Raw genomic sequence first — 25387 nt, forward strand, 5'->3', positions numbered from 1 at the left:
CCCTTAAAATCCGGCGGCGGCGCCGTTGCTGCGCGGGTCAAATGCCCCTTCAAACAGCCCGTTGGGATGACGAACAATCGCACCCGCGTGGCCCATGGCTTCGCTGAATTCCGGGAGGCTCTCCACGTCGTGGCCCAGCGCCCGCAGGCGCGCGACGGTCTGCGGCGTAAAGCGGCCTTCCACCTTCAGAGTGTCGGATGTCTGTCCCCAGGTGCGCCCCAGTAACCAGCGCGGGCGGGCGATGCTCTCTTGCAGTGGTACCCCCTGCACCACATAGCGGGTAAACAGGGTGGCCTGGGTTTGCGGCTGGCCGTCACCGCCCATCGAGCCGTAGACCATGACGCGTCCGTCATGCAGACGCGCGGCTGCCGGGTTCAGGGTGTGGAACGGTTGTTTTCCTGGCGCAAGCGCCAGCAGGTGACGGGGATTGAGGCTGAATGAGGCTCCCCGGTTTTGCCAGACGATGCCGGTATCAGGCAGGACCACGCCGCTGCCGAACTCGTGATAAATGCTCTGGATAAACGACACGGCAAGACCGCTGTTATCCATCACTCCCATCCAGACCGTATCACCAGGGCCTTTGCCGCAGCCCCACGGTGCGGCCTGGTTATCATCGACCTGGTCGGCGAGGGCGGCGAGGGCGGCAGGTTCCAGCAGACTCTGGATATCGGTTTTCAGCTCGCGCGGGTCGGTGATATGGGCATCGCGCAGACCAAACGCCAGTTTGGTGGCCTCTACAATGCGGTGAACGGTGGTCGCTTCGTCAGCATCGGCCATGGACAGGCGGTCGGTTATCCCGAGGATCGCCAGCGACACCAGCCCCTGCGTTGGCGGCGCAAGGTTCCACACTTCGCCCTGCTGATGCTGTAATTTCAGCGGCGTGGTGCGCCGGGCGACATGCGCGTTTAGGTCAGCCAGGGTGATGGGCAGCCCCAGCGTTTCCATGCCCCGGGCCAGACGCTCCGCCAGCGGGCCGCGATAAAAACTGTCCAGACCGTCTTCTGCGAGGTGCGAGAGCGTGGAGGCCAGCGCCGGTTGATAAAACCGGCTGCCGACCTGCGGCGGCTTGCCGTCCGTCAGCCAGGTCTCCGCGAAGCCGGGCAGGTCCTTCAGTTCATCCAGCTTACTGGCCGTGGCGGCGGCCTGAGACGCGGTCACCGGCGTGCCGTTTCGGGCATAGTCAATGGCGTCTGCCAGCAGGCGATTCAGGGGAAGAGCGGTGCCCGTCAGCGTGCGCGAAACCTTCAGCGCTTCGTCCCAGCCGCTCACCGTTCCCGCTACGGTCAGCGCCGCGCGAGGCCCGCGATGGGGGATCTGAGAGACATCGTCATAGGCGGCAAGCGTCGCCAGTGAGCCAGCTGCGCCGCTGGCGTCAATGGCGACCGGTTCGCCATCGGGCGGCACGATAAGCCAGAAACCGTCCCCACCGAGACCGTTCATGTGCGGGTAAACCACGGCAATGGTTGCGGCGGCGGCGACCATTGCCTCAATCGCGCTACCGCCTTCGCGCAGAATGGCCAGAGCGCTCTGGCTGGCAAGATGGTGGGGCGCCACGGCCATTCCGTGTACGGAGACATTACTTTGCATGGAGAGTCCTCATAACCCAAAAGTCACAAGGTGCTGCAAAAGCTGTTCCAGTTATGAATGAAAAGTTTCACGTCAGTCGTAACATAACGTTTTAAGAAGCTGGCATGCTTAATGAAAGGTATAGTGAGGTGAAACAAAAGTTACAGAGGCTTTATGGAACAGCTTGATGAACGTCTGAAAGCGCAATACGCGTCGTTGTCACCGCAGGAGCAACGGGTGGCTGATTTTATTTTTGATCATTTCGACGACCTCATTAGTTATAACAGCGCCGAGCTGGCGCAGCTGAGCGGGGTGTCGAAAGCCACGGTGAGCCGTCTGTTTAAGCGTCTGGGCTATGAGAAGTATAAAGAGATGCGCGACGAACTGCGCACGCTGCGCCAGAGCGGCATGCCGCTGACCGATAACCGCGATGCGGTGCAGGGCAACACTCTGCTGGCGCGGCATTATAAGCAGGAGATGGCAAACCTCACCCAGTGGGTCAACGCTCTGGATGCTCAGCAGTTTGCCGAGGCCATGGCCTCAATGGTGAAGGCACGGCGGATTGTGATTATCGGGATGCGCAACGCCTATCCGGCGGCGCTGCACCTGCGCCAGCAGCTGTTGCAGGCGCGCGGGCAGGTGCTGCTGCAGCCGCAGCCGGGGCAGAGTCTGAGCGAGGAACTGGTCGATCTCACGCCCGACGATCTGGTGATTATGATGGCGTTTCGCCGTCGCCCGCGGATCGTTCGGCCGCTGTTGCAGCAGCTTCAGCACAGCGGTATTCCGGTTCTGCTGATGTGTGAGCCGCAGGCACACAGCCTGTTTCCGCTGACCAGCTGGCAGCTCTGCGCCCCGCTGGACAGCGTCTCGGCGTACGACAGCTACTCGTCGGTCAACAGTCTGATCAACCTGCTGGCTAACGCCTTCCTGCATGAAATCCTCGATAAAGGCCGTCCCCGGATCCACGATATCGCCTCCCTGTATCAGCAACTGGACGAACTGGAACAGCGATAATGGGGCATCAGGCTGGTGCTTTGCATTAAAATAGTGCAGAAGAGCGGGGCGGAAAAGGGAGGCCTTTTCCGCCCCGCTCTCGTTTTATCAGGCCTTCAGAGAAAATTTCCCGTTTCGCTTCATCTGGCACATTAGTTGCAAAATCCAACTCAAAGAATCTTTTGTTTCATGTTAACGTTACGGGGAAGCACCATGAAAAAGTTATTGATTGCACTGACCGGGGCCGTCTGTCTGTTTGCAAACCTGCCAGCAAAAGCTGACCAGCTTCAGGATATTGAGAAACGCGGCACTCTTCGTATCGCCGTCCCGCAGGATTTTCCTCCGTTTGGTTCAGTCGGGACCGATCTCCAGCCGCAGGGCTACGACATCGACATGGCGCGCTATCTGGCAAAACAGATGAAGCTCAAGCTGCAGCTGGTGCCGGTGACCAGTGCCAACCGCGTGCCGTATCTGCAAACCGATAAGGTGGATCTGGTGATCTCAAGCCTCGGTAAAAACGCCGAGCGTGAAAAGGTGATCGATTTTAGCCGTGCCTATGCGCCGTTCTTCCTCGGCGTGTTCGGCCCGAAAGGGGCTGAACTGAAAGATGCTGCTCAGCTGAGTGGAAAAACCATTGGCGTGACGCGCGGTGCGGTGGAGGACATGGTGCTGACCAGCCTTGCGCCGAAAGATGCAGACGTCAAACGCTACGAAGACAATAACACCACCCTGTCGGCTTACCTGTCCGGTCAGGTCCAGTACGTGGCGACAGGCAATCTGGTCGTGGCGGCGATTTCCCGCCAGAACGCCGCCAAAGCCCCGGTTCCGAGCTTTATGCTGAAGGACTCGCCGTGCTTTATCGGGCTGAAGAAAAACGAACCGGCGCTGAAAGCGAAAGTTGATGCGGTGATTGAGCAGGGAATTAAAGACGGCACCCTGAATAGCCTCTCTGAGCAGTGGCTGAAAGCGCCGTTGCCGGCAAGCCTGGGCGTGTAAGGCGATGACAGAGCAACTCCATTTCTCTGCGCTCTGGCCGTACTGGCCGGCGCTGCTGGCAGGGCTGTGGGTCACCATTCAACTGACGGTGATGGCAACCCTCGGCGGGCTGGCGATCGGTATTTTCGGGGCGGCGATTCGCAGCGGCCGGACGACGTGGTTCAGCAGGATCTGGGGCGGCTACGTGGAGATTATCCGCAACACGCCCTTTGTCGTGCAGCTGTTTTTCATTGTGTTCGGTCTGCCGAATCTGGGGCTGAAGATGACGGCGGGCGAAGCGGCGCTGCTGGCAATGGTCGTCAACCTGGGCGCGTACAGCACGGAGATTGTCCGTGCCGGTATTCAGGTTACGCCCAAAGGACAGTGGGAGGCCGGCCGCGTGCTGGGGCTTACCCGCCTGCAAACGTTTATACGCGTGGTGCTGCCACCGGCCCTGCAGCGTATTTATCCGGCGCTGGTCAGCCAGTGCATTATCGTTATGCTCGGTTCGTCGGTGGTGTCGCAGGTCTCCTATGAAGAGCTGACTTTTGCCGCCAACCTGATTCAGTCAAGAACGTTCCTGAGCTTTGAGGTCTATCTGGTGACCACCGGAATTTACCTGGTGCTGTCAATTACCCTGCGCCAGCTAATGATGGCGGCAGGACGGAAGTGGCTGGGGGTACAGGCATGATGACCACCTTTACCGACTGGGACATTATTCGCAATCTGCTGCTCGCCGGACGCTGGACGGTGCTGCTGTCGCTGGTGGCGTTTGTCGGCGGGGCGGCGGTAACGCTGCCGCTGTTGCTGTTGCGCCTCACGGGCGGGCGTACGGTAAAACGTCTTATCCGCGGCTATATCGAACTGTTTCAGGGCACGCCGCTGCTGATGCAACTGTTCCTGGCCTTCTTCGGCGTGGCGCTGTTGGGTATCGATGTTTCGCCGTGGACCGCCGCGTCGCTGGCCCTGACGTTCTACACCAGCGCCTTTTTGCTTGATATCTGGTTTGGCAGTATTCGTGCGCTGCCGAAAGGGCAGTGGGAGGCGTCGCGCTGTCTGGGGCTGACCTTCGGCCAGACGCTGTTTCGCGTGGTGGCTCCCCAGGCGTTACGCATCGCCATCGCCCCAACGGTGGGGTTCGCCGTGCAGGTGATTAAGGGGACCGCGCTGGCATCCATTATCGGTTTTATCGAGCTGACCAAGGCCGGGACGATGCTGACCAACGTGACCTATCAGCCGTTTAAAGTCTTTGCGCTGGTGGCGCTCGGCTACTTCATTCTGTGTTATCCGCTGTCGCGCTACAGCCGTTATCTGGAGACTAAATTCAATGCCTCTCATCACCATTAATCAGGTGCAGAAGTACTACGGCGATAACCACGTGCTCAAGGGCGTGGATCTGGACATCGACATGGGCCAGGTCATTTCAATTATCGGGCGCAGCGGTTCGGGTAAAAGCACGCTGTTGCGCTGCATTAACGGCCTCGAAGGGTATCAGGACGGCAGCATCAAGCTCGGCGGCATGACCATTACCGACCGGGATTCCCAGGCGCGTGAAATCAGCCGCTCGGTCGGCATGGTATTTCAGAACTTCAACCTTTTCCCGCACATGACGGCGATGGAAAACGTGATGCTCGCGCCACGTCGGGTGCTGAAGAAAAGCGCAGCAGAATGTCAGGTGCTGGCGCAGCGCATGCTGGAGAAAGTCGGGCTGGGTGACCGTCTGGATTACTACCCGTCAAGCCTCTCCGGCGGCCAGCAGCAGCGCGTGGCGATTGCCCGTGCTCTGGCGATGTCGCCTAAAGTTTTACTCTGTGACGAGATAACTTCCGCGCTCGATCCGGAACTGGTAGGCGAAGTGCTCAAGGTGCTGGAACAACTGGCCGCTGAGGGGATGACGCTGATCCTGGTGACCCATGAAATGAATTTTGCCCGCGAAGTGGGCGACCGCGTGGTGTTTATGCATCAGGGGCGCGTCTGGGAGCAGGGCGACAGCAAAACGCTGTTCGCTAACCCACAGACCACTGAGCTTAAACAGTTTATCTCCTCCGTGCGCGGCCTCAATTAACTAAGGACTAAAAAATGGATATCGCTCAATTTCCGCAAATCAATCCGCCACAACGTCTGCTGATGGGGCCGGGGCCAATCAACGCCGATCCGCGCGTGCTGCGAGCCATGTCGAGCCAGCTTATCGGCCAGTACGATCCGGCGATGACCCACTACATGAACGACGTCATGGCACTCTACCGCGGCGTGTTCCGCACGGAAAACCGCTGGACGATGCTGGTGGACGGCACCTCCCGCGCGGGGATTGAAGCGATTCTGGTATCGGCCATTCGTCCGGGGGACAAAGTGCTGGTGCCCGTTTTTGGTCGCTTCGGCCATCTGCTGTGCGAAATTGCCCGCCGCTGCCGCGCAGAGGTCCACACCATCGAGGTACCGTGGGGCGAGGTGTTCACACCGGATCGGGTGGAAGATGCCATTAAACGCGTGCGTCCGCGCCTGCTGTTAACCGTGCAGGGGGATACGTCCACCACCATGCTGCAGCCGCTTGCAGAACTCGGGGCAATCTGCCGTCGTTACGATGTCCTGTTTTATACCGATGCTACCGCGTCGCTCGGCGGCAACGCCCTGGAGACCGATGCCTGGGGGCTGGATGCGGTCTCGGCGGGGATGCAGAAATGTCTTGGCGGTCCGTCCGGCACCTCGCCTGTTACCCTGAGCCCACGGATGGAAGAGGCAATCCGTCGCCGCAAATGCATCGAAGAGGGGATCCGTACCGATGCCCATCGCGACGGCGACGAGGAGATGATTTACTCCAACTATTTCGACCTCGGCATGGTGATGGATTACTGGGGACCCGAGCGTCTGAACCACCACACCGAAGCGACCACCGCGCTGTTTGGCGCCCGCGAATGTGCCCGCCTCATTCTGCAGGAAGGGCTGGATAACGGTATCGCCCGCCACAAGCTGCACGGGGATGCGCTGCTGAAAGGTATTCAGGCGATGGGACTCGAGACCTTCGGCGACCTCAGGCACAAGATGAACAACGTGCTGGGCGTGCTTATCCCTCAGGGCGTAAACGGTGACCAGGTGCGTAAACTGATGCTGGAGGATTTCGGCATTGAAATCGGTACTTCGTTTGGTCCGCTGCACGGCAAAGTGTGGCGTATTGGCACCATGGGCTATAACGCGCGTAAAGACTGCGTAATGACCACCCTGAGTGCGCTGGAGTCGGTACTGAACTACCTGAAGTTTTCCACTACGCAGGGTGCCGCGATGCAGGCCGCGTGGGATCATTACCGCACTGAGACGGCGCTATGAATCACGCGACACGCCAGCAGGCGGCAGAACGTGTGATGGCCCGCGCCGATGCGCTGGCCGCCATCAGCGAAACCCAGGATTCCCTTACCCGCGTGTACCTCTCTGCCCAGCATCTGCAGGCTAACCAGCTGGTCGGGCAGTGGATGAACCAGGCGGGCATGACCGTCTGGCAGGACAGCGTGGGGAATATCTGCGGACGTTATGAAGGCGAGCAGGAGGGCGCACCGGCGGTATTGCTTGGCTCGCATCTGGATACCGTGCGCAATGCCGGACGCTACGACGGGATGCTGGGGGTGCTGGCGGCCATTGAAGTCGTTGACAGCCTGCACCAGCAGGGAAAACGGCTGGCGCAGGCCGTTGAGATTGTCGGCTTTTGCGATGAAGAGGGTACCCGCTTTGGTATCACGCTGTTGGGCAGCCGCGCCCTGACGGGCACCTGGCCTGTGGGCTGGCTCGACACGTGCGATCCCAGAGGTATCAGCGTGGCGCAGGCGATGGTACAGGCAGGGTTAGATCCCAGCCGTGTCGCGATGGCCGCCCGACGCCCGGATGATTTCAGCGCCTGTCTGGAGCTGCATATTGAACAAGGACCGTGTCTGGAACAGGCCGGTCTGGCGCTGGGCGTGGTTGAAGCCATTAACGGCGCGCGTCGTCTGAACTGCCGCTTCACCGGTGAGGCCGGCCACGCCGGGACCGTGCCGATGGCGCATCGTAAGGACGCGCTGGCCGCCGCCGCCGAATGGATGGTGCTGATTGAAAACACCACCCGTCAGCACGGCGGCAACCTGGTGGCCACGGTGGGTGAGTTGCGCTGTCTGCCTGGTGCGGTAAACGTCATCCCCGGCGAGGTCGCGCTCTCGTTAGATATTCGCGGCCCGCAGGATGCGCCGCTTGACCTTCTGCTTACTGCACTGCTGACGCAGGCGCAGGCGATAGCGGCCCGTCGCGGAATACATTTTGCAGCCGACGAATTTTACCGAATCGCCGCCACGCCATGCGATACACGTCTGCAGGCGCTGCTGGCGGAGGCTGTAGAATCGGTGCAGGGGAAGACATTATCGCTGCCGAGCGGTGCCGGTCATGACACCATCGCCCTGGCGGAGCGCTGGCCGGTAGGGATGTTGTTTGTGCGGTGTAGGGGAGGCGTCAGCCACCATCCGGCGGAATCGGTGATGGCTGAGGATGTCGCGCTGGCGATTGATGCCTTTACGCGTGCGGTAACGCGTCTGGCGGGTTAAGCGACCGAGCGTACCGCTTCATCGATGTCGGCGCTCACCCGCACATCCTGCTCGTCAAACACCATGCAGTGGCGATCGTCAAAAGCCACATCAATTTGCTGCCACGGTGCGAATTTCACATCGCCCGGCAGCAAAATCTTCACATTGTCATGGCCGTAGCACTGACCAAAGAGGTAGGTGTTGTTGCCCAGACGCTCAACCACTTCACAGTTAAACGTCAGCCGCGTGCCGTGGCGGAGATCGGTGGTTAAATGTTCCGGACGGATGCCCAGCGTCACCGGGCTGCCTGCGTTCAACGGTGTGGTGGTCAGGGCCAGTGTGAGCGTCTTCTGCTGGGATAATCTCACCGTCAGCTCACCCGGTTGCCAGGCCTCTACCGTTGCCGGCAGGAAATTCATCTTCGGCGAGCCGATAAACCCGGCCACGAACTTGTTCGCCGGTTTGTAGTAGAGTTCCATCGGCGCGCCCATCTGCTCAACCTTTCCGTAGTTCATCACCACAATTTTATCAGCCAGGGTCATCGCTTCTATCTGGTCGTGGGTGACATACACCATGGTGGTTTTCAGTTCCTGGTGCAGACGGGCAAGGTGCAGACGCATCTCCACGCGCAGCTCGGCATCCAGGTTGGAGAGCGGTTCGTCGAACATAAAGACCCGCGGATTACGTACGATGGCGCGGCCAATAGCCACACGCTGGCGCTGGCCGCCGGAAAGCTGCTTAGGTTTGCGATCCAGAAGGTGGGAAAGCTGCAGCGTTTTGGCCACCATCTCGACCTGATGGCGGATCTGATCTTTCGGCACCTTATTGACCTTCAGGCCGTAGCCCATGTTTTCGGCCACCGTCATATGTGGGTAGAGCGCATAGGACTGAAACACCATCGCCACGCCGCGGTGGGAGGGGGCAACGTCGTTCATCACCTCGTCACCAATTAACACTTCCCCTTCGCTAATGTCCTCCAGTCCGGCAATCATGCGCAGCATTGTCGATTTACCGCAGCCGGAAGGACCGACAAAGACGGCAAACTCACCGTCTTCAATCTCAAGATTCACGTTGTGCAAGGTTACGGTGTCGCCAAAGCGTTTGGTGACATTCCTCAATTGTATGTTCGACATCTGTATTCCCCGAGTAAACCGCCGCGTATGTATTACGTATAACAATTATTTGCTACATGGCTGGACGGTGCAATTTGTCTGCTCTGACTATAACTTCCAGTATTCACGCACCCTATACCGATATTCCATTAATGTTATGACGATCACACAACTTACAGTTTTTTGTAGAGTTATCATGATGTGAAGGGTAGCGTATACCAAACCAAAGGCATTTGATGTTATACGTTGTACGCCAGTGTTAGTCGGTTTTCTGGCGAAGGTGTATGGCGGTGGAATGCAATAACAACCATAAAATTGTTATACCTTCACATGAGGTTGATAATGAAAAAGAACATACTCGCTGCTCTGATCCTCTCTACGCTCGCGGTGCAGGCTTATGCCACCACGCAGCTTAACGTCTGGGAAGACATCAAAAAGTCGTCCGGCATTAAAGACGCGGTCGCCGATTTCGAAAAGCAGTACGACGTTAAGGTTAACCTGCAGGAGATGCCTTACGCGCAGCAGCTGGAAAAACTGCGCCTCGACGGCCCGGCAGGAATTGGCCCGGACGTGCTGGTCATTCCCAATGATCAACTGGGCGGGGCGGTTGTGCAAGGGCTGCTGACCCCCCTGAATCTGGAGGCGAAGCAGACCGAACAGTACACGCCGGCGTCAATAAATGCCTTCAAAATGGATAACACCCTTTACGGTGTGCCGAAAGCGGTTGAGACGCTGGTGCTGATTTACAACAAAGACCTGATCGCGAAGCCGCTCAACTCACTTCAGGACTGGTATGACTTTTCTAAACAGCAACGCGCCAAAAACCAGTACGGCCTGCTCGCCAAGTTCGACCAGATTTACTACAGCTGGGGGGCTATCTCCCCGATGGGCGGATACATCTTCGGTAAAAACGATAAAGGCGGTTATAACGCCAGCGACGTGGGCCTGAACAAGCCGGGCGCGGTAGACGCGGTCACCTACCTGAAAAAATTCTATACCGATGACGTGTTCCCGGCGGGGATCATTGGCGATAACGGTCTGAACGCGATCGATTCTCTGTTTACCGAGAAAAAAGCGGCAGCCGTCATCAACGGTCCGTGGGCGTTCCAGCCGTATGAGGCGGCGGGCATTAACTACGGCGTTGCGCCGCTGCCGACGTTGCCGGACGGTAAGCCAATGAGTTCATTCCTGGGCGTGAAGGGCTATGTCGTCTCTACCTGGAGCAAAGACAAAGCCATGGCGCAGAAATTTATCGAATTTATCAACCAGCCGCAGTACGTCAAAACGCGCTATATCGCGACGCGAGAAATTCCGCCGCTGACCGCGATGATTGACGATCCGCTCATTAAGAACGACGAGAAAGCCAGCGCGGTTGCCGTGCAGGCCGCACGGGCGACAGCGATGCCGGGCATTCCGGAAATGGGTGAAGTCTGGGCTCCGGCGAACGCGGCCCTCGAGCTGAGCCTGACCGGTAAACAGGATCCGAAAGCCGCGCTCGACAGCGCAGAAAAACAGGTTCAGATGCAAATCGAAGCCATGCAGGTTAGCAACCAGTAGTTTTCTGACGTCGCAGAACGGGAGGGTGTCTCTCCCGTTTTTTGAAAGGAGTTGTTTGTGAGTATCATCCCGGAACATTTTGCCAAACCGCGCGTGGCCGGGCGTCACGCCTGGACCAGCCTGCTGCTGGCGGTCATTCCCGGCTTCGGTCAGTTTTACCACCGTCAGTGGCTGAAAGGGGTCATCTTCCTGGTGCTGCTTGCCAGTTTTATCGGCGTATTTGCTGATTTTCTGCGCGAAGGGCTGTGGGGACTGGTGACGCTGGGTGAGGAGGTGCCGCGCGACAACTCCATCTTCCTGCTGGCGGAGGGGATCATCAGCGTGTTAATCGCTGCGTTCGGCGTGATGGTGTATTACCTGTCGATGCGTGACGCGTGGGTCAATGGCCTGAAACGTGACGAAGGGTTGCAGCTTAACAGCGTGCGTAAACAGTATCAGATGCTATTGAGCGACGGCTTCCCGTATCTGATGATCACCCCGGGCTTTATCCTGCTGGTGTTTGTGGTGGTGTTTCCCATTTTGTTCGGGTTTGCCATCGCCTTTACCAACTACAACCTCTACCACACGCCGCCGGCTAAGCTGGTTGACTGGGTCGGGTTTAAGAACTTCATCAATATCTTTACGCTCTCTATCTGGCGTTCCACCTTCTTCGACGTGCTGCAGTGGACGGTGGTCTGGACGCTGCTCGCCACTACGCTGCAGTGTACGGTGGGCGTACTGCTGGCGATTCTGGTGAACCAGAAAGATTTACGCTTTAAGCCGCTGATCCGTACCATCTTTATTTTGCCGTGGGCGGTGCCGGGCTTTGTCACCATCCTGGTTTTCGCCGGGATGTTTAATGACTCGTTCGGGGTGATTAACAACGCCATTCTGGCCTTCTTTGGGATTGCGCCTAAAGGCTGGATGACCGATCCGTTCTGGACCAAAACGGCGCTGATCATGATGCAAACCTGGCTTGGTTTCCCGTTTGTTTTCGCCATGACCACCGGCGTGCTGCAGGCCATTCCTGATGACCTGTATGAAGCGGCCACCATGGACGGCGCCAGCAGCTGGACCCGGTTGCGGACCATTACGCTGCCGCTGGTGCTCTACGCCATTGCGCCGATCCTGATTACGCAATACACCTTCAACTTCAATAATTTCAACATCATCTATCTGTTCAATAACGGCGGGCCGGCGGTAGTGGGGTCGAATGCGGGCGGCACCGACATTCTGGTGTCGTGGATCTACAAACTGACGATGTCATCTTCGCAATATGCCATTGCGGCGACCATCACCATCCTGCTGTCTGTTTTTGTCGTCGGCCTGGCGTTATGGCAGTTCCGCGCCACTAAATCTTTCAAAAATGACGACATGGCGTAAGGGACGTAACAATGGCTAAATCACAAAGTATTAAACGTGAGAAATGGGTCCGCCTTTCACTCTCCTGGCTGGTTATTGTGCTGGTGTCGGTCATCATCATTTACCCGTTGGTGTGGACGGTGGGCGCCTCACTCAACGCGGGCAACAGCCTGTTAAGCTCCTCTGTTATTCCGCAGAACCTGTCGTTCCAGCATTACGCCGACCTGTTTAATGGTCAGGTGAACTACATGACGTGGTACTGGAACTCGATGAAAATCAGCTTCCTGACCATGGTGTTGACCTTAATCAGCGTTAGCTTTACCGCCTATGCCTTCTCGCGTTTTCGCTTTAAGGGGCGGCAGAACGGACTGATGCTCTTCCTGCTGCTGCAGATGATCCCGCAGTTCTCGGCGCTGATTGCCATCTTCGTGCTCTCGCAGCTGTTGGGCTTGATCAACAGCCATCTGGCGCTGGTGCTGATTTACGTTGGCGGCATGATCCCAATGAACACCTATCTGATGAAGGGCTACCTGGACGCCATTCCTAAGGATCTGGATGAGTCCGCGCGCATGGACGGAGCCAGTAACTTCCGCATCTTCATCGAGATCATCATGCCGCTTTCCAAACCCATTGTGGCGGTGGTGGCGCTGTTCTCCTTCACCGGGCCGCTGGGGGATTTCATTCTCTCCAGCACCATTTTGCGCACCCCGGACAAATACACCTTACCCATCGGGCTTTATAACCTGGTGGCGCAAAAAATGGGTGCCAGTTACACCACCTACGCGGCAGGCGCGGTGCTGATTGCGGTGCCGGTCGCGATCCTTTATCTGGCCTTACAAAAATACTTCGTCTCCGGTCTGACCTCCGGGAGTACTAAGGGATAACCATGAAAAGACTCAAACCCGCTTTGCTTGCTGTTTGTCTTTCTTGCGGTCTTGCCGCGAGTGCGTTCGCCGCGGACGGGGTAAAAACGCGTCCTTTTAACGCCATGCCGGCAGACTTTATTAAGGGGGCGGACATCTCGACGCTGCTCGAGGCGGAACAGCATGGCGCAACATTTTATAACCAGAATGGCCAGCAGCAGGACGCGATTGCCATTCTGAAAGCCAACGGCGTGAACTATGTGCGCCTGCGTTTGTGGGTGGATCCGCAGGATGCCAACGGAAATACCTACGGGGGCGGCAGTAACAATCTGGAAAACACGCTGGCGCTGGCGAAGCGCGTGAAGGCCCAGGGCATAAAACTCCTGCTCGATTTCCACTACAGCGATTTCTGGACCGACCCGGGCAAACAGTTCAAACCAAAAGCCTGGGAGAAGATGGATTACCCGCAGCTTAAAACGGCAATCCATGACTATACGCGCGACACCATTGCCCGCTTTAAAAAAGAGGGCGTGCTGCCGGACATGGTCCAGATTGGTAATGAAATCAATGGCGGAATACTCTGGCCGGAAGGCAAAAGCTGGGGGCAGGGTGGCGGCGAGTTTGACCGCGTAGCCGGGTTACTCAACGCCGCAATCAGCGGGATGAAAGAGAACCTGACCGACGGCGAGCAGGTGAAAATTATGCTGCACCTGGCCGAAGGCACTAAAAATGACACCTTCCGCTGGTGGTTTGATGAGATCACGAAGCGCGATGTGCCGTTCGATATTATCGGCCTGTCGATGTACACCTACTGGAATGGTCCGATCGGCGCGCTGAAAGCCAATATGGACGACATCAGCAAACGCTATAACAAAGACGTCATTGTGGTGGAAGCGGCCTATGGCTATACGCTGGAGAACTGCGATAACGCAGAAAACAGTTTCCAGGCCAAAGAAGAGAAGGACGGTGGCTATCCCGGCACCGTGCAGGGTCAGTACGATTATATCCACGATTTAATGCAGGCCGTGATTGACGTTCCCGATCGTCGCGGTAAGGGTCTGTTCTACTGGGAGCCGACCTGGATTGCCGTACCGGGCACCACATGGGCCACCAAAACCGGCATGAAATATATCCATGATGACTGGAAAGAGGGAAATGCCCGCGAAAACCAGGCGTTATTTGATTGTCATGGCAAAGTGCTGCCGTCGATAACGGTATTTAAATAGTATTCTGTTTCACTTCAGGACGTTTTTAATATGAATAAATTTGCGCCTTTAAGTTCGAAGGTCGCTGCGTTATTGCATGGCGCCGACTATAACCCGGAGCAATGGGAGAATTACCCCGGTATTATTGAAAAAGATATTGCCATGATGCAGCAGGCGAAATGTAATGTCATGTCGGTGGGCATATTTAGCTGGGCGAAGCTCGAACCGCGTGAAGGGGAATATGATTTTGTCTGGCTGGATAACGTCATTGATAAATTATATTCAGCGGGGATCCATATTTTCCTCGCCACGCCGAGCGGTGCGCGACCGGCATGGATGTCGCAAAAATACCCGCAGGTGCTGCGCGTAGGGCGTAACCGCGTGCCTGCGCTGCACGGTGGGCGTCATAACCACTGTATGTCTTCCCCTGTGTACCGTGACAAGACATTCAAAATGAATACCTTACTGGCTGAGCGTTATTCACAGCACCCGGCGGTGCTGGGCTGGCATATCTCCAATGAGTACGGCGGTGAGTGCCACTGCGATCTGTGCCAGGAGCGCTTTCGTGACTGGCTGAAAGCGCGCTACAAAACCCTGGATGCGCTGAACCACGCATGGTGGAGCACCTTCTGGAGCCACACCTATAGCGACTGGTCGCAGATTGAGTCCCCTGCGCCGCAGGGCGAGGTGTCCATTCACGGTCTGAACCTCGACTGGCGCCGCTTTAATACGGCGCAGGTAACAGATTTCTGCCGCCATGAGGTTGCGCCGCTAAAAGCCGTCAACGCAGCGTTGCCGGTGACGACCAACTTCATGGAGTACTTCTACGATTACGACTACTGGCAGCTTGCGAAAGCGATCGACTTTATCTCCTGGGACAGCTACCCGATGTGGCACAAGGAGAAAGACGAAACCCAGCTCGCCTGCTACACCGCCATGTACCACGACATGATGCGCAGCCTGAAAGGCGGCAAACCTTTTGTGCTGATGGAGTCCACACCGAGTACCACCAACTGGCAGCCGACCAGCAAGCTGAAAAAGCCGGGGATGCATATTCTCTCGTCAATGCAGGCGGTGGCACACGGGGCCGATGCCGTACAGTACTTCCAGTGGCGTAAAAGCCGCGGTTCGGTGGAGAAATTCCACGGGGCGGTTATCGACCACGTGGGGCATCTTGATACGCGTGTCGGGCGCGAAGTGACGCGTCTGGGCGAAATGCTTGAGCGCCTGCCGGGGGTGGTCGGGTGTCGCACGCAGGCACGGGTGGCGATTATCTTCGACCAGCAAAATCGCTGGGCGCTGGACGATGCCGAAGGGCCGCGCAACATGGGGATGGAGTACGAAAAAACCGTTAACGAACACTACCGTCCGTTCTGGGAAAAAGGCATCGCGGTGGATGTGATTGATGCCGATGGCGATCTCAGCCAGTACGCGCTGGTGATTGCGCCGATGCTTTATATGGTGCGGGAAGGCTTCGCCGAACGCGCAGAAGCGTTTGTCGCCGGGGGCGGCCATCTGGTGACCACCTACTGGAGCGGCATCGTGGATGAAAGCGATCTTTGTCATCTCGGCGGGTTCCCGGGGCCGCTGCGTAAACTGCTCGGCATCTGGGCAGAAGAGATCGACTGTCTCGGTGAGGGAGAACGTAATCTGGTACAGGGGCTGGCGGGTAATGCGGCTGGCCTGCAGGGCCCGTATCAGGTTCGTCATCTGTGCGAACTGATCCATGTCGAAAACGCTCAGCCGCTGGCGACCTACCGGGATGATTTCTACGCCGGTCGGCCTGCCGTGACGGTGAACCGTTTCGGTAAGGGGAAAGCGTGGCATGTGGCGTCGCGCAACGATCTGCCGTTCCAGCGTGATTTCTTCGCCGGGATTATTGACGAACTGGCGCTGCCGCGGGCCATGGAATGCGATTTCCCACCGGGTGTGGTGGCAACGGCCCGCACGGACGGCGAAACCACGTGGGTGTTTGTGCAGAACTACACCGCCCAGCAGCAGCTCATTACGCTGCCGCAGGGGTATATCGACTGCATGACCGATGCCGCCGCCACGGGTGATACCGCTCTGCTGCCGTGGGATTGTCGGGTACTCAGGCGTAAAGCGTAGTCGCTGAGGGCGTCGCGTCGTACAACCCTGGCTAATCAATCTGAAGGCGCCTGCTCTATGAGCAGGCATTTTTTTATCTGCATAACAGAGAGGCGTATTATGGACAGTGAAATAACTCAGCGTTTAATTCCTGCATTCGGCGGCGACGATAATATCGAACATGTTGAAGCCTGTATTACCCGTCTGCGCGTCACGGTAAAAGATTTAAATAAGGTGGATACGCAGGCGTTACAACAGGAGGGGGCGCTGGGCGTGATTATTATCGGCCAGCAGGTGCATGCGATATTTGGCCGGCAGTCTGATACCTTGCGGCAATTATTAGATGCGCATTTTAATCACTAATAATAAAAAAGGGATAGCCAAAATAATGGCTATCCCAAACGAGGAGAATAGACTGCCAGTTGTTGGAGATACAATAACGATTAACGCATATCAGGAAATAAATATTACCACCAGGCTTCCACCTGCACGCCAACGTTCCAGGTATTATTTGCGGTGCCGTCTTCGAAGGATTGTCCTTTCTCGGAGTCATTCAGGTAAGAGGCGAAGACGCGCAGTTCCGGACGCGACATAAAATCAGACCCATCCGCCAGTCCGAGTGCGAGGGTGTACTTCTCTCCGCTCTGCTTGTAGCTGGAGCCGTCGGTGTAGGTATCTTTCTGGTAGAAACCGCCCACTTCACCAATCAGACGCACATATTCGGTGAACTGGTACTGTGCGCGACCCACCAGAGAGACAAGGCGCGATTTATCGGTGAATTGCGTGGTGTCATCCGCCGAGCCCCAGGTCAGCACGTGGTTGAAGGAGAGCTTGTCCGTAATCGGAATTAAGCCGGTGTTAATCACACGGTAGCCGCTGGCGTCGTTCACGTAGTTCCACATGTCATACCAGCCGCCGCCCTGGGACACCATGTTCTGCGCCAGGCCTTTGTTCGCATACTGCAGCACCAGCTTGTTGTAGCCGCCTAACATGTCCTGGCTGATCTCACCGGTGACCATGACGCCGTTATCGGCCTCATACAGCCCACCGTACTCTTTCTGCTTATTGGTGGGGTTTGGCATGGCGTAATCAATGCCCACTTCAGTCCATGCACCCGCCCACGGCTTCCAGCCCGCATAGCGAAGGTCGATGTAGTTGATATTAACGTCGCTATCGCCGTCCACGCGGTAGTCCACGTCGTTGGCATCGCCACGGATCCAGGCCACGGACACCGCACCCGGTCCGAGCGTGTAGTTTTCGATACCGGCACCCGCGCCTGAGATGTTCCAGTATTTGGTGTCAATGATGTGCAGGTCATGGCGCTGGTAGTAGCGCTTACCGCCCCAGATCACCGCGTTCGGATCGCCGGGGATCAGGCCCTTGATCTGCAGATTCAGCTGACGCAACCCGAACTGCGCATCGTCGCCGAAGGTGGTTTCATTGTCGTTAGAGCCGTCAGAGACCATGCTCACCATGCTGTCGAGGTAGAAGCTGACATCGTTCTTTTTGTACACCTCTGAGCCCAGCTCCAGCTCGCCGTAGGTATCCGCCTCGTTACCCAGACGGCCAATTTTATTTTTTTGCCACTCCTCCATCCCACCATCCCGTGAGACGCCCACACCGGAGCGAAGATACCCATGAAAATCAATTGGTACTGAAGACGCTGCAAACAGCGAAGGAGACGCTAACGCGGCAGCCAACGCAACAGATACAGAGCGGATCGTCGTGTTCATTGTTACCCTCTTATTGTTTTGTAATACGTTCACAAATCCGCTGTCATAAAATGCCTAAACCTTTTTTCTGGCAATTGCGTGATCGTTAATCTGTGATTAAGTGCAAATAAAATAGCCAATTTTGTTACGATTGATGAGGTGTGACCAGAAATGTAGTATTGTGAACGTAATACTTTTTGATGGTGTTATGGCAGCCAGAAGTGGCCAGTGGGCGTTTTTTTATATCGCCCCTGATACAATCAGCGCATAACAACATAAGGAACCGGACCATGAAGTCGAAAAGCGCAACGTTAGAGGACGTCGCACGCCATGCGGGCGTCTCCTATCAGACCGTGTCCAGGGTACTGAATAAATCTGCCAATGTATCCGAAGCCACGCGTCACAAGGTGGAGAAATCCATAGAGTTATTGCGGTATGTCCCGAACCGCCTGGCGCAGCAACTGGTTGGAAAGCAGACCCAGACCGTCGGACTGGTGACGATTTCGCTGGCTTTGCATGCGCCGTCACAGGTCGCCGCGGCGGTAAAACGCTATGCAAATGTGGAAGGGTATCAGGTGTTGATCTCCATGATTGATGAGAACGTCAACCACAGCATCCAGGATTCGATCAATGAACTGAAATCTCAGCTCGTCAGTAAGGTGATCATCAACGTCCCGCTGGAAGCAGAGCAGGCGCAGAAAATCGCGACGGACAACGACGATATCGTCTGTCTGTTCCTCGACGTTGACCCTTACAGTTCCGTGTTTAACGTTTCGTTTAACCCGGCAGATGGCACCCGTGCCAGCGTCAAATATCTCTACGAACTGGGGCACCGGGAAATCGCGTTGCTGGCGGGGCCTGCGTCTTCTGTCTCGGCGCAGCTCAGGCTGAAAAGCTGGATTGAAACCCTGAAAGGTTACGGTCTGGAGCCGGCCTCGGTGATCCGCGGGAACTGGGATGCGCAGAGCGGTTACGCGGGTGCGCTGCAGATGCTGCGCGAGACGCCGCAATTTTCTGCCGTGCTGGTGGCCAACGACCAGATGGCGCTGGGGGTACTAAGTGCTTTCCATCAGCATCAGATTTCCATTCCGGGTGAAAAATCGGTGATTGGCTACGATGACACCTACGAAAGCTCATTCTTCTATCCGGCATTGACCACGGTATCGCTGGACCTGGATCTGCAGGGGAAAGAGGCGGTGCGCCGCATTCTTGACAGTGGCGAAGACAATGCCGTGCGCATGTCATCCATTTTGCCTGCCCGGCTGGTGGTGCGGCAGTCGACCGGGCCGAAAGGTGAGAAGGGCAAAAACCTGCAGGCGCTGGCGCAACAGCTTCGTGATATCGCACATCAGCTTGGCGATATGTAAAACGGTGAGCACCTCAACCCGGTGGGTGAGGTGCTGCACTCTTATTCCAGCCCCAGCGTGTACTGCGCAATCTTGAAGTAGATAATCAGACCGGTTCCGTCGATAAGCGTCGCGATAAAGGGCGCGGAAACGACGGCCGGGTCAATGCCGCAGCGCTTCAGTACCATCGGAATAACTGACGAGACAATCGCACTCCACAGCGTAATACAGACCAGCGTCAGGCTGACGATAAGGGTAATTTCCAGCCCGATACCCATCATCCAGGCGCGAACACACCCGGCAAGACCAAGCGTGGCGGCAATCATCAGCGAGGTGGTCATCTCCTTTCGTAACACGCGGCCAACGTCGCGCAGACGCACTTCACCCAGTGCCATTGCACGCACCAGCGTGGAGGTGATCTGCGTCCCGCTGTTCCCACCGGTCCCTATCAGCAGCGGAATAAAAAAGGCCAGGGCAATGGCGGATTCCAGCGCCTCTTCGAAGTGCTGAATAACCGAGCTGGTATAGGCTTCAGCGACAAACAACAGCAGCAGCCAGACGGAGCGTTTTTTCCACAGGCTGAAGGGGCTGGTTTCCAGATACGGCTTTTCCAGTGGCAGCGTTGCTCCCTGGAGCTGGGCATCTTCGGTGACATCATCTTCCAGCAGATGGGCGATTTCGCGTTCGGTCAGGCAGCCGACCACTTTACCGTGCGTGACCACCGGCACGACATCCGCCTCGCCGTGGGCCAGCAGCCCGGCGACATCGGCACGCTCGTCTTCCGGTTTGACCTGCAGAAACTGAGAAATCATCAGCGTTTTCACCGGCTGTACCGTATCGGCGGTCTGCAGCAGTTTGCGCACCGCAACCATGCCTGCCAGCCGACCGTTATCTTCGAGGAAAATATGCGATGGAATATCATCGTCTTTTAATTTTTCGAAAAATTGCTCGCGTGCCAGCGCCACGCATAATGAAATATCGAGGACGATAAAATCGGTATTCATATATTGCGCGATTGCGCTGTCATTGAATGCCAGGTTTTGATTGTGAATAGCGTAAGACATAGTGAATTCCCTTTGAATAATAAAATCTCTCAGGGGCGAGCAAGACAGGGCATGTCGAAGAGGAGATCCCCACGTCCTGGGTTCAGCACTGTACACCGTATCCCGTAAGGGAAGTTATACTGACAAAGCCTTGATTCGACAGTGCCTGTTTTACCCTGTGCCGGTTCTCTCGAACCCACCAGAGCGATAACGTGTATTTGTACAGGAGCCTCGCCATAACGAGATCGTTGTAAAACGAGAGGGATAATACGCCACTTTAAAAATCGCGCTGTGGAATTTAAAAGACGTTTAAGAAACGTTTAGAACAATAATTTAATCCCGCGTATTAATGACATCGATTATTCATCAATGACGGTGGTTATTGCTCAAGAGAGTATAATTCCACACCTCTGTGTTTCTAAATGGCGCTGACATTTTCGCGTGTCGTTAATGCCTTCCTGCTGGAGGTCTGAGCGGTTGATACCCCATTTAAGGTTGTTCGTTTCTAATGGTCAGCATCACGAACGCTGCGGGGTGGAATATGACGTGGTTTGACAATCTGCTGAATCATTTTGCGCTCTATCCGACGCATCTGTTCGCGCTGCTTTTCGTCATCGCGCTGAGCAAGTCTACGGTACTGGTTTCCTCCGTGCTTCCGCCGGCCTCGGTGATGCTGCTGGCAGGGATCACCGTCAGCCAGACCAGCCTGCATCCGGGACTGACGTGGCTGGCTGTCGCGGCGGGTGCCACAACAGGGTCGGTATTGAATTATCATATCGGCCAGTTGATGGGCCACACGCGGCTGGTCACGCGCTTCACCTCCCGGCACGCCGAGAAATTTTTGCGGGTACAACATCAGCTGCAGAAAAACGGCGTGCTGGTGCTCTTTACCGCGCGTTTCCTGGCGGTGCTGCGTTATATCGTCCCGCTGGCAGCGGGCATGCTCAGACTGAACGCGGCGAAGGTGTACGCGGTAAGCCTGATTTCAGCCGTCGTATGGGCGGCGCTGTATGTCGGCATCGTCACCGGCATCAGCGCCTTTTGACCTACAGGTTTCCCATTCCGCCGTCGACCAGCAGTTCCGTTCCCACCATATAGCGCGATTCGTCAGAGGCAAGATAGAGCGCGGCTTTCGCCAGCTCCGTCGGCGTGCCCATTCTGCCCAGCGGCACAAGTTTGGTGATATCCCCCAGCATCGCCTTGAGCGCTTCCTCGCTTAACCCCGTTTTATTAAATGCCGGTGTTTCTACCGGACCCGGGCTCAGGCCGTTGACGCGAATACCGCGCGGCAACAGCTCCCCTGACAGCGTGCGTGCCAGCGACAGTAATCCCGCCTTGCTGGCGGCATAAACGCTGCTGGCAGGCAGCCCGATGCGGGCGCTCACGGACCCGCACAAGATCACAGAGGAGGGATTATTGAGCAGCGGCAGCAGGGCCTGAATCAAAAAGAACGGTCCTTTAAGGTTGATGCCCATCAGGCGATCCCAGGCGTCTTCCTGCCACTCTTCAAGCAGCCCGTGCGTCACATCGCCGGCGTTAATAAACACGGCATCAAGACGTGGCCAGCGAGAGGCGAGCGTGTCCGCCAGCGCTTTTTGCGCGGCGATGTCACCCGCATCGGTCGGAATAACCCAGGCATTATCGCCCAGAATGCGTTGTGCTTCGGCAAGGGTATCCGGGTTACGTCCGGTGACAGCAACGTGCGCCCCTTCGGCAATAAATTCCTGCGCGGTAGCGAGACCAATACCGGAAGTGCCGCCGGTAATCAGCGTATATTTACCTGCTAAACGACCCATGTGCTTCTCCTGAAATGACTCTGGAGAAAGCACTATAGAAACGTTAGTATCGAAAGGAAACCAGGTACCATTTGGATACTAATGAGGCTAGAGGTGTGCTATGGCGGAATCACTCAATATACCCTGTGAAAAAAAATCTGAGGTTTATCTCTGCCCGATGACGCAGTTTGTAAACCTGATTTCCGGTAAGTGGGCCATCCCGGTGCTCTATCGCCTGATTATGCTCAATGCACCGGTCCGGTTTGGCGATCTGCTGCGCGCCGCTGCCCCCATCACGCAAAAAGAGCTCACGAAGCAGTTGCGCCTGTTTGAGCAGCGCGGGCTGGTGTCGCGCACTATCTACCCGGAGATCCCACCGCGGGTGGAGTATCAGATAACCGCGCTGGGGTTAACCCTCCAGAGCGCGCTCTCCCCGCTGGCCGACTGGATGAGCGAATACGGCGATCGCCTTGAAAAGTAATCCTCAGTTTGCGAAACGCTTCCCGGAAAATTGTCACGAATCTGTCACACTCACTGCGACATTTTAAAACGAGTGAGGAATTAGGGATGAGAAAAGCACTACTCGCGCTGGCAATCGCCGGTTCCATTGCAGTGACATCTGGCGTGCAGGCGCAAGAGACGCCGGAAGGGTATCAGCTGGAACAAGTTTTAATCATGAGTCGCCATAATTTGCGCGCGCCGCTCGCCAATAATGGCAGCGTGCTCGAGCAATCCACACCGAAGCAGTGGCCAGAATGGGAGGTGCCAGGCGGTCAGCTCACCACCAAAGGTGGCGTGCTTGAAGTCTATATGGGCCACTATATGCGTGAGTGGCTGGCACAGCAGGGGATGGTGAAAACCGGCGAGTGCCCGGCCGCGGATAGCGTATATGCCTATGCCAACAGCCTGCAGCGCACTGTCGCCACCGCGCAGTTCTTTATCACCGGCGCCTTCCCGGGGTGCGATGTGCCTGTGCATCATCAGGAAAAAATGGGCACCATGGATCCGACCTTTAACCCGGTGATTACGGATAACTCACCTGCATTCCGTGAAAAAGCGCTGAAGGCGATGGAGACTGAGCGGCAGAAAATGCAGCTTGGCGAGAGCTACAAGCTGCTGGAGCAGATGACGAATTACGCCGATTCACCGTCCTGTAAAGAGAAGAACGTGTGCTCGCTGGCGGAGGCGAAAGATACCTTCAGCGCTGACTATGAAAAAGAACCTGGCGTATCGGGGCCGTTAAAAGTCGGTAACTCGCTGGTGGATGCCTTCACGCTGCAGTATTACGAAGGCTTCCCGGCAGACCAGGTTGCCTGGGGTGAAATTAAAACCGATCAGCAGTGGCGCGTGTTGTCGCAACTGAAAAATGGCTATCAGGACTCGCTGTTTACCTCCACCGAGGTGGCGCAAAACGTGGCCAAACCGCTGGTGAAGTATATCGACCAGGCCCTCGTCACCGGGCAGGCGAAAGCGCCGAAAATCACCCTGCTGGTGGGGCATGATTCCAATATCGCGTCGCTGCTTACGGCGCTGGATTTCAAACCGTACCAGCTGCATGACCAGCACGAGCGGACGCCAATTGGCGGGAAAATTGTTTTCCAGCGCTGGCATGATAAAAACGCCAACCAGGAACTCATGAAGATTGAGTATGTCTATCAGAGCGCCGACCAGCTGCGTAACGCCAGCGTACTGTCACTGGATGCGCCGGCACAGCGTGTGACGCTGGAGCTGAAGGGGTGTCCGGTTGATGCGAACGGTTTTTGCCCAATCGATAAATTTAATGCGGTGATGAATAACGCGGCGAAATAGGTAAAACCCCCCGCTCAGGCGGGGGGAAACGTTCAGACGTTTTTACGTTCGATGGTTTGCTCACCCCAGAAGAGCGCGTCTTTGTCCGTTTTCCCGAAGGCACGTTCCAGCACTTCATCGCTGCCTTCTTCCCAAATCTGCTCTGCCAGCTTCTCGTCATAGTTCGCGACTTCAAAAATGGCTTCGGCGATCTCCGGAGAGGTGTTGCGTAAACTTGCCCATTCACCCACGCGGTGGGCTTTGGATTCTTGAGTTGGCATGCTTGTCCTCCTGTTGAGTTAGCCGTTCAGTTTTTTGGCGAGGCCTGCGACATACTCACCCTGATAGCGGGCGATAGTGAGCTCTTCGTTGCTCGGCTGTCGGGAGCCATCGCCACCGGCAATGGTGGTGGCGCCGTACGGTGTCCCGCCACGAACCTGGGAAATATCAAACAGTTCCTGCGCGCCGTAGCCAATCGGCACAATCACCATCCCATGATGAGCAAGGGTAGTCCAGGTTGACGTAATCGTCTGCTCCTGACCGCCGCCGGTCCCGGTGGAGCTGAAGACGCTGGCGAGTTTGCCGTATAACGCTCCGGATGCCCAAAGTCCTCCGGTTTGATCGAGGAAGGTCCGCATCTGGCCTGACATATTGCCAAATCGGGTAGGGGTGCCGAAAATAATGGCATCGTAATCAGCCAGTTCCTGCGGGGTGGCAACCGGGGCATTTTGTGTTTTCCCCCCGGCTTTGGCGAACGCCTCAGCCTGCATCGTTTCCGGTACGCGTTTCACCACAACTTCTACGCCGTCCACTCTGTTTGCACCTTCTGCTACCGCGTGAGCCATGGTTTCAATGTGTCCATACATGGAATAATAGAGCACCAGAACTTTTGCCATTTTGCATCACTCCTCGTTTGTGTTTTCTGACAGCGGATCGCTGCGTTCATTTAAAGATAAGTCATCACAGCCAGACTGCAAAAATGAACGGCATTTCTTTGATTTATAACAATATGGATACAAAAGCGCTTTGTAGCAAAATGAAACAACTTTCCCGCTGCGGATTTTTAAAATGATAAGAAAGGCTTATAAATGGCCGTCGCGTAATCTCACCCGAATGGCTGAGATCATGTTGCAGAATATTACCTCTGACTTGCCGGATAGCCGCATTCCACTAAGCTTAATTTCACGCGGCACAGATAAAGGCACTTTCCTTCAGCCGCGCGGTGAAAGAATCCTCTTTTACTGAATGCAATATGATGTCTAATGTTTCACACTCTGGAGGTTAGAGATGGCAAACCATCGTGGTGGTTCAGGTAATTTCGCTGAAGACCGTGAAAGAGCATCAGAAGCAGGTCGTAAAGGTGGCCAGTCTAGCGGGGGGAATTTCAAAAATGACCCTCAGCGGGCATCAGAAGCTGGCAAAAAAGGGGGCAAAAACAGTCATGGCAGCAATAAGTAATACGCCGGACTGATACCCTGCCGCCGG

25 protein-coding genes and 1 riboswitch are annotated in these 25387 nt (G+C 56.2%); of the genes, 18 read left to right on the top strand and 7 right to left on the bottom strand.

Translation table 11 applies throughout. The features are described 5' to 3' along the window. Positions 1-3 precede the first annotated feature (3 nt). Positions 4-1587 carry an oxamate amidohydrolase gene (gene hpxW, locus HV242_RS07920; RefSeq protein WP_063858509.1) on the bottom strand — a complete coding sequence of 528 codons (1584 nt, stop codon included), beginning with the start codon at positions 1585-1587 and terminating at the stop codon, positions 4-6. Positions 1588-1740: 153 nt separating this feature from the next. On the opposite strand from hpxW, the gene hpxU reads away from it, so the two are divergent. The 7 genes from hpxU to hpxK all read left to right on the top strand — a co-directional run bounded on the left by hpxU (position 1741) and on the right by hpxK (position 8093). Then, complete coding sequence (hpxU, locus tag HV242_RS07925) at positions 1741-2580, top strand: MurR/RpiR family transcriptional regulator HpxU (protein WP_063858508.1); 840 nt, start codon at positions 1741-1743, stop codon at positions 2578-2580. A gap of 192 nt (positions 2581-2772) precedes the next feature. Further along, complete coding sequence (locus HV242_RS07930; RefSeq protein WP_020884739.1) at positions 2773-3555, top strand: transporter substrate-binding domain-containing protein; 783 nt, start codon at positions 2773-2775, stop codon at positions 3553-3555. 4 nt (positions 3556-3559) lie between these two features. Beyond that, positions 3560-4225: an amino acid ABC transporter permease gene (locus HV242_RS07935; RefSeq protein ID WP_014169471.1), complete on the top strand. Its 666-nt coding sequence runs from the start codon at positions 3560-3562 to the stop codon at positions 4223-4225. Continuing rightward, positions 4225-4881, top strand: a complete 657-nt coding sequence (locus HV242_RS07940) for an amino acid ABC transporter permease (RefSeq protein ID WP_025204495.1) — start codon at positions 4225-4227, stop codon at positions 4879-4881. Before HV242_RS07935 ends, HV242_RS07940 begins: the two co-directional genes overlap by 1 nt. Further along, positions 4862-5599 (top strand): amino acid ABC transporter ATP-binding protein, encoded by a 738-nt coding sequence (locus tag HV242_RS07945; protein WP_020884737.1) that lies wholly within the window; start codon positions 4862-4864, stop codon positions 5597-5599. The genes HV242_RS07940 and HV242_RS07945 overlap by 20 nt, the downstream gene beginning before the upstream one ends. Positions 5600-5613: 14 nt before the next feature. Beyond that, positions 5614-6855 carry a pyridoxal-phosphate-dependent aminotransferase family protein gene (locus HV242_RS07950; protein WP_014169474.1) on the top strand — a complete coding sequence of 414 codons (1242 nt, stop codon included), beginning with the start codon at positions 5614-5616 and terminating at the stop codon, positions 6853-6855. Beyond that, positions 6852-8093: an allantoate amidohydrolase gene (gene hpxK, locus HV242_RS07955; protein ID WP_063858507.1), complete on the top strand. Its 1242-nt coding sequence runs from the start codon at positions 6852-6854 to the stop codon at positions 8091-8093. Before HV242_RS07950 ends, hpxK begins: the two co-directional genes overlap by 4 nt. Here the strand turns inward: hpxK and HV242_RS07960 are convergent. After that, on the bottom strand, positions 8090-9205 hold the full coding sequence (locus HV242_RS07960) for an ABC transporter ATP-binding protein (protein WP_020884735.1): 1116 nt from the start codon (positions 9203-9205) through the stop codon (positions 8090-8092). The two genes, hpxK and HV242_RS07960, sit on opposite strands and share 4 nt — an antisense overlap. A gap of 321 nt (positions 9206-9526) precedes the next feature. Here HV242_RS07960 and HV242_RS07965 point away from each other — a divergent pair, with 321 nt between their 5' ends. From HV242_RS07965 to HV242_RS07990, 6 genes are all read left to right on the top strand, one after another. Next, the gene (locus HV242_RS07965) at positions 9527-10741 is read left to right on the top strand and encodes an extracellular solute-binding protein (protein WP_063858506.1); all 1215 of its coding nucleotides are present in this window, start codon (positions 9527-9529) and stop codon (positions 10739-10741) included. A gap of 57 nt (positions 10742-10798) precedes the next feature. After that, entirely contained in the window at positions 10799-12103 is a 1305-nt protein-coding gene (locus tag HV242_RS07970) for a carbohydrate ABC transporter permease (RefSeq protein WP_063858505.1), read from the top strand. A gap of 11 nt (positions 12104-12114) precedes the next feature. After that, entirely contained in the window at positions 12115-12966 is an 852-nt protein-coding gene (locus HV242_RS07975) for a sugar ABC transporter permease (RefSeq protein WP_014169479.1), read from the top strand. A 2-nt stretch (positions 12967-12968) separates the two neighbouring features. Further along, positions 12969-14171 (top strand): glycoside hydrolase family 53 protein, encoded by a 1203-nt coding sequence (locus tag HV242_RS07980; RefSeq protein WP_014169480.1) that lies wholly within the window; start codon positions 12969-12971, stop codon positions 14169-14171. A gap of 30 nt (positions 14172-14201) precedes the next feature. Then, complete coding sequence (locus HV242_RS07985; protein WP_050736615.1) at positions 14202-16259, top strand: beta-galactosidase; 2058 nt, start codon at positions 14202-14204, stop codon at positions 16257-16259. Between the two features lie 99 nt (positions 16260-16358). Next, complete coding sequence (locus HV242_RS07990; protein ID WP_025204491.1) at positions 16359-16601, top strand: glucose PTS transporter subunit EIIB; 243 nt, start codon at positions 16359-16361, stop codon at positions 16599-16601. 104 nt (positions 16602-16705) lie between these two features. Here the strand turns inward: HV242_RS07990 and HV242_RS07995 are convergent, their stop codons facing one another. Then, positions 16706-17971, bottom strand: a complete 1266-nt coding sequence (locus HV242_RS07995) for a maltoporin (protein ID WP_050736616.1) — start codon at positions 17969-17971, stop codon at positions 16706-16708. A gap of 269 nt (positions 17972-18240) precedes the next feature. On the opposite strand from HV242_RS07995, the gene HV242_RS08000 reads away from it, so the two are divergent. After that, positions 18241-19317, top strand: a complete 1077-nt coding sequence (locus tag HV242_RS08000) for a LacI family DNA-binding transcriptional regulator (RefSeq protein WP_032677847.1) — start codon at positions 18241-18243, stop codon at positions 19315-19317. Positions 19318-19358: 41 nt separating this feature from the next. On the opposite strand, the gene HV242_RS08005 is transcribed toward HV242_RS08000, so the two are convergent. After that, positions 19359-20360, bottom strand: a complete 1002-nt coding sequence (locus tag HV242_RS08005; protein ID WP_020884727.1) for a magnesium transporter — start codon at positions 20358-20360, stop codon at positions 19359-19361. Between the two features lie 60 nt (positions 20361-20420). After that, positions 20421-20590: riboswitch (M-box (ykoK) riboswitch) on the bottom strand. A 290-nt stretch (positions 20591-20880) separates the two neighbouring features. On the opposite strand from HV242_RS08005, the gene HV242_RS08010 reads away from it, so the two are divergent. Beyond that, complete coding sequence (locus HV242_RS08010) at positions 20881-21384, top strand: DedA family protein (protein ID WP_032670645.1); 504 nt, start codon at positions 20881-20883, stop codon at positions 21382-21384. 1 nt (position 21385) lies between these two features. Here HV242_RS08010 and HV242_RS08015 read toward each other — a convergent pair whose 3' ends face one another. Beyond that, positions 21386-22135: an SDR family oxidoreductase gene (locus HV242_RS08015; protein WP_032681279.1), complete on the bottom strand. Its 750-nt coding sequence runs from the start codon at positions 22133-22135 to the stop codon at positions 21386-21388. Between the two features lie 100 nt (positions 22136-22235). On the opposite strand from HV242_RS08015, the gene HV242_RS08020 reads away from it, so the two are divergent. Further along, positions 22236-22595, top strand: a complete 360-nt coding sequence (locus tag HV242_RS08020) for a winged helix-turn-helix transcriptional regulator (protein ID WP_014169488.1) — start codon at positions 22236-22238, stop codon at positions 22593-22595. An 86-nt stretch (positions 22596-22681) separates the two neighbouring features. Beyond that, entirely contained in the window at positions 22682-23923 is a 1242-nt protein-coding gene (agp, locus tag HV242_RS08025) for a bifunctional glucose-1-phosphatase/inositol phosphatase (RefSeq protein ID WP_025204488.1), read from the top strand. 32 nt (positions 23924-23955) lie between these two features. Here the strand turns inward: agp and HV242_RS08030 are convergent, their stop codons facing one another. Next, the gene (locus HV242_RS08030; RefSeq protein WP_014169490.1) at positions 23956-24183 is read right to left on the bottom strand and encodes a YccJ family protein; all 228 of its coding nucleotides are present in this window, start codon (positions 24181-24183) and stop codon (positions 23956-23958) included. Between the two features lie 18 nt (positions 24184-24201). Further along, positions 24202-24798, bottom strand: a complete 597-nt coding sequence (gene wrbA, locus HV242_RS08035; RefSeq protein ID WP_014169491.1) for an NAD(P)H:quinone oxidoreductase — start codon at positions 24796-24798, stop codon at positions 24202-24204. A 391-nt stretch (positions 24799-25189) separates the two neighbouring features. Here wrbA and HV242_RS08040 point away from each other — a divergent pair, with 391 nt between their 5' ends. Beyond that, complete coding sequence (locus HV242_RS08040; RefSeq protein WP_001273664.1) at positions 25190-25360, top strand: con-10 family general stress protein; 171 nt, start codon at positions 25190-25192, stop codon at positions 25358-25360. The last annotated feature ends 27 nt before the right edge of the window (positions 25361-25387 follow it).

The sequence above is a fragment of the Enterobacter sp. RHBSTW-00593 genome, assembly GCF_013784105.1.
Classification (GTDB): Bacteria; Pseudomonadota; Gammaproteobacteria; order Enterobacterales; family Enterobacteriaceae; genus Enterobacter; species Enterobacter ludwigii.